2 protein-coding genes and 3 pseudogenes are annotated in these 3,353 nt (G+C 55.1%); 1 reads left to right on the forward strand and 4 read right to left on the reverse strand.

Annotation, left to right across the window (positions count from 1 at the left end):
* Positions 1–366 precede the first annotated feature (366 nt).
* From CINSTRO3249_RS14230 to CINSTRO3249_RS14245, 3 genes and pseudogenes are all read right to left on the reverse strand, one after another.
* A pseudogene (locus CINSTRO3249_RS14230) lies at positions 367–915 on the reverse strand (class II glutamine amidotransferase); the annotation flags it as partial.
* Between the two features lie 33 nt (positions 916–948).
* Complete coding sequence (lpcA, locus tag CINSTRO3249_RS14235) at positions 949–1,533, reverse strand: D-sedoheptulose 7-phosphate isomerase (RefSeq protein ID WP_074013743.1); 585 nt, start codon at positions 1,531–1,533, stop codon at positions 949–951.
* A gap of 739 nt (positions 1,534–2,272) precedes the next feature.
* Entirely contained in the window at positions 2,273–2,857 is a 585-nt protein-coding gene (locus CINSTRO3249_RS14245) for a YceI family protein (RefSeq protein ID WP_074013745.1), read from the reverse strand.
* Between the two features lie 204 nt (positions 2,858–3,061).
* On the opposite strand from CINSTRO3249_RS14245, the pseudogene CINSTRO3249_RS14250 reads away from it, so the two are divergent.
* Positions 3,062–3,226 (forward strand): annotated as a pseudogene (locus tag CINSTRO3249_RS14250) (methionine aminotransferase); the annotation flags it as partial.
* 17 nt (positions 3,227–3,243) lie between these two features.
* On the opposite strand, the pseudogene CINSTRO3249_RS16865 reads toward CINSTRO3249_RS14250, so the two are convergent.
* Positions 3,244–3,353: pseudogene (locus CINSTRO3249_RS16865) on the reverse strand (IS110 family transposase); the annotation flags it as partial.

Below are 3,353 nucleotides of genomic sequence, written 5' to 3' on the forward strand. Positions count from 1 at the left end.
TGCTCATGCTGAGTTTCCAGCACTAGATTAACTGCCCGTTCACGGACTTCCGGAGAGTAACGTTTGGTCGTTGTCATAGAGACCTCCACTTTTAAAGTATAGACTCTAATTTATCCGGGGTGATTCATCCGTAATCTAACCTGTGGTCAGGTCAAACACGGAACCGGAGCTGTCAGGACGAAGTTTGGCTAAATCGGGAGCAGAAATCTCTCGCTGCATAACTTAACAGATACGATAGCTACATTGACGTCTACCTTAGCTATAGATTTTGTAACCAATTCCGGACTGTCCAAAATAGCTATTTTTTAGGGTTTAAGGGAGTCCAGAATTGTTTGCAAATTAGTCCAGAATATTTTGCATCGCTACAATTACGTAGCAGCCATCGGATAGCAGCATATTGAATATGCCTTTTTGTCGCAGCGTATCCGCCAACTCGTCGATATAGCGGAACACCGACGGCCAGTGGCGCGGCGTGTGCGGGTAGCGTTCCGCCAGGCGCGCCAATAACCAACAAAACGCCTGCTCGCTGTCCGTTTGCCCCACCGGGCGGAAATTGCCGGTTTGCAGCGTTCGGTAGCCACGCAATTGGCCGTTATGGGCAAAGGTCCAGTGGCGTCCCCAGAGTTCGCGGGTGAAAGGATGGGTGTTTTCCAGCGCCACTCTACCGCGATTGGCCTGACGGATGTGGGAGACCACCGCGCAGGATTTGATCGGATAGTCCTGCACCAGCCGGGCGATGGGCGAGTCGATGCTGGGCAGCGGATCCTTGAACGTGCGACAGCCCAGCCCTTCATAGAAGGTGATTCCCCAGCCGTCTTTGTGCGGTCCGGTTCCACCGCCGCGCTGCACCAGGCCGGAAAAACTAAAACAAATATCCGTAGGTACATTGGCGCTCATGCCGAGTAATTCACACATGCCCCTCTCCTGTCGCTCCCCTGCCGATCCGGGTTATCCCTGCGCCGCCATTTCTTTCTCGATAAGCAGTATCAAGATATGGATAGCCTTGATATGGATTTCCTGAATACGGTCGGCATAGCCGAAATGCGGCACGCGAATTTCCACATCGGCAGTGCCGGCCATTTTGCCGCCCTCTTTGCCGGTAAGGACAATAACCCGCATGCCTTTGGCGCGCGCGGCATCAATGGCGCGGATAATGTTCGCCGAGTTGCCAGAGGTTGAAATGCCGACCAGCACATCGCCCTTGTTGCCCACCGCTTCTACGTAGCGTGAAAAAACCTGCTCATAGCCGAAATCATTGCTCACGCAGGACAGATGGCTGGGATCGGAGATGGCGATAGCGGGATAACCCGGGCGATTCTCGCGATAGCGGCCGGTCAATTCTTCGGCGAAATGCATCGCGTCGCAATGTGAGCCGCCGTTACCGCAGGAGAGCACTTTTCCACCGGCTTTGAAGGTGTCGGCGATAAGTGTGGCCGCGTCTTCGATAGACTGAATATGGCGCTCATCGCTGAGGAAGTTTTGCAGCGTTTGCTGGGCTTCGTTAAGTTCGTTGCGGATCAAATCCTGATACATGGGGTCGTCCCTCAATCAAGGCTGGCGATAAATGATATTTTCCGGCAGCAGTTTACCGGAATGCCCGTACCGCGAGAAGCGCCGGCCCGAGGGCGGTTTGCGCTATCTCATAAAATGGGCATATAATAAGTCTGTTGATAATTTTACAGCATAATGGTGCCGAGAGGACATGGCCGCGGCGCATAAGGCGACAATAACAGGTCGTGCTTCTGGTGCATTCCGTGCCAGAGCGACGGCAGGCGTGGCGGCGGCATTCCGCGCTAAACGCGGCGGCCGGATCCCGCACCGGGCACCGTGGCCCGATTCCACGCTGGCGCGGCGGCAGCATTCTACGCTGGACGCAACTGTACGCTTCAACGCCGGGCGCGGCGGCAAACAACGCTGATGCCAGTATCACCCTAGACGGCAACCCAGCCGGCCGCACCGTTTTGGTCTTTGCCGCAGCCTGGATTGCCCGATTTTCGGCGGGCGACGATGCCCGGGGCTAAGAAAAAAAGCCCCGCGTCACGAGGAGGCAGGGCGGTGGAGAAGCGCCGGACGGGCGGCAGGATCACGCCGGCATGGGCGACAAGGTACCGCCGGCTGAGCGACAAGGTCCCGCCGGCTGAGCGGCAAGGTCCCGCCAGCTGAGCGACAGGGTCCCGCCGGCTGAGCGACAGGGTCCCGCCGGCTGAGCGACAGGGTCCCGCCGGCTGAGCGACAGGGTCCCGCCGGCTGAGCGGCAGGGTCACGCGGGGAATTATTTCGCCAGCGCTTCTGTCGAAATGCTGATGGTGACATCATCGCTCACGTTGGGCACGAACTGCCCCATTTTAAACTCGGAACGTTTGATGGTCGTGGTGGCATTGAAACCCACGGTGGCTTTTTTAGCCATGGGGTGCTCGCCCTGCTTGTTCAGTACCGCATCCAGGATCACCGGGCGGCTGATGCCCTTGATCGTCAGGTTGCCATAAACCTGATAACGCTTATCGCCCTTGCTGACGATTTTGGTGCTATGAAACGTCGCATTGGGGAACTGCTTCTGATCAAAATACTTCTCGCCTTTGAATTCATCCGTTAACGCCTGCACATGGGTATCCACGGTTTTGACCGGAATAGTGACATCCACTTTGGCATTCTCGATTGCCGCATCGTCCAGCACAATGGTACCGGTAATATCAGAGAAATCGGCGGTGGGGTTGGAAAAACCGAAGTGATTCCACGAGAACACCAGCGAAGTATGACTGGGATCCAGATGGTAGGTTTCCGTTTTTGCCTGGGCGAAACCTGAAGCGAGCAGCAGCCCGGTAGCCAGCGGTAACAACGTCTTTTTCATCGTAATCATGCCAATAGTATCCGTCATATTGCCGAAAGGACCATCATCATGAAGGCTTTCGACGGTGATTGTCACTGAATAGTTTTGTTGACGCTCTTCAATAATTTTGACCAAGCGCGCGTTGGGCATTTGGCCGTCTACACGTCTTGATTGTCAATTATAGCCAGCATGTTATATTGGCGCAAAACCCGGCTATCAGGAGTCATATGAGCCATGAGTACCCCGCTTGTCCCACAAAGTAAACTGCCGGCGCTGGGCACCACCATCTTCACCCGGATGAGTGCGCTAGCGCAACGCCACCAGGCGATTAACCTGTCCCAGGGCTTTCCCGATTTCGACGGTCCCGACTATTTGAAATCCCGGCTTGCCTGGCACGTCAGATACCGTCTTGCTCATCATGATGCAAGAGCTATATTTTCATCGAAGGGTATTCCAGATTTTAAGACACCATAAGCTAATTGGAGTAATTTTCGCATTGCCGCGCAGATGCCTACTTTACCTCCTT

Origin of the sequence: Candidatus Sodalis sp. SoCistrobi, from assembly GCF_900143145.1 — a bacterium.
Lineage (GTDB): Bacteria > Pseudomonadota > Gammaproteobacteria > Enterobacterales > Enterobacteriaceae > SoCistrobi.